Origin of the sequence: Ideonella azotifigens, assembly GCF_006519715.1 — a bacterium.
In the GTDB taxonomy this organism is placed as follows: domain Bacteria; phylum Pseudomonadota; class Gammaproteobacteria; order Burkholderiales; family Burkholderiaceae_C; genus Ideonella; species Ideonella azotifigens.
Window position 1 is genome coordinate 1 of record NZ_VIDT01001129.1, and the last position, 1,181, is coordinate 1,181.

At 71.4% G+C, this 1,181-nt stretch carries 1 protein-coding gene; it reads left to right on the forward strand.

Annotated features, from left to right (window positions below):
- A partial coding sequence (locus FKP22_RS31090) for a THUMP domain-containing class I SAM-dependent RNA methyltransferase (RefSeq protein ID WP_375140641.1) occupies nt 1-1,181 on the forward strand: 1,181 nt, incomplete at its 3' end.

Sequence of the window (1,181 nt, forward strand, 5' to 3'; positions counted from 1 at the left end):
CTGCTGCCGCCGGGCACCGTGGTCGAAGCCGGCCGCGGTGGTGTCTACGTGGACGGAGGCCCCGAACACGCGATGCGGCTCAACATCGGCAGCCGGCTCGCGCAGCGCGTGCTGTGGCAGGTGGCCGCCGGCCCCTATCGGGACGAGCACGACCTCTACGACCTGGCGCGCAGCGTGCGCTGGGACGCCTGGATCACGCCGCGCGAAACCCTGCGGGTGGACGCCTCGGCCTGGCGCTCACCGCTGCAAAGCCTGAATTTCGCGTCGCTGCGCATCAAGGACGCCGTCTGCGACCAGCTGCGCGAGCTGACCGGCGAACGCCCGAGTGTCGACACCCGCTACCCGGACCTGGCGCTGGTGCTGCACGTCGGCCCCGAGCAGGCCAGCCTCAGCGTGGACCTGTCCGGCGAAGCGCTGTTCAAGCGCGGCTGGCGCGAAGCCAAGGGCGAAGCCCCGCTGAAGGAGACGCTGGCCGCGTCCATGTTGGCCGCTGCCGGCTGGCAGGGCCGCGAAGAAGACGGTGGCCTGCTGGACCCGTGCTGCGGCGCCGGCACCATCGCCATCGAAGCCGCGCAGATTGCCTGCGGCATCGCGCCCGGCATGCTGCGCCGCTTCGCCTTCGAGAAGCTGCTGCCGTTCCGCGAGCACCTGAACATGCTGCGCCACCTGCGCGAAGAAGCCCAGTCCCTGGTGCACGCGCCGAGCGTGCCGATCTGGACCGGTGATGTCTCCTTCCGCATGACCGACTTCGCCACCCGCAATGCCGAGCGCGCCGGTGTGGCCCACGCGATCGAATTCAAGACGGCCGACGCGCTGCAGCGCCCGGCCCCGGCCGACCACGGCACGCTGCTGATGAACCCGCCCTACGGCGAGCGCATCGCGCCCAAGGGCGCGGGGCAGCGCCACGTCTACCAGGCCGGCCCGAACAGTCGCGCCGAGCCGGAGACGATCCAGGGCGAAGCCTTCGAAGGCGCGGCCGACGCCAGCGACTTCTACCGCCGCCTGGCCGCCCACTGGAAAGCCCACTACAGCGGCTGGACCGCCTGGGTGCTCACGCCAGAAGCCAAGCTGCCCAGCCTGCTGCGCCTGAAGGAAAGCCGCCGCGTGCCGATGTGGAATGGCCCGATCGAGTGCCGCATGTTCCGCTTCGACATGGTGGCCGGCTCGGCGCGGCAGGACGC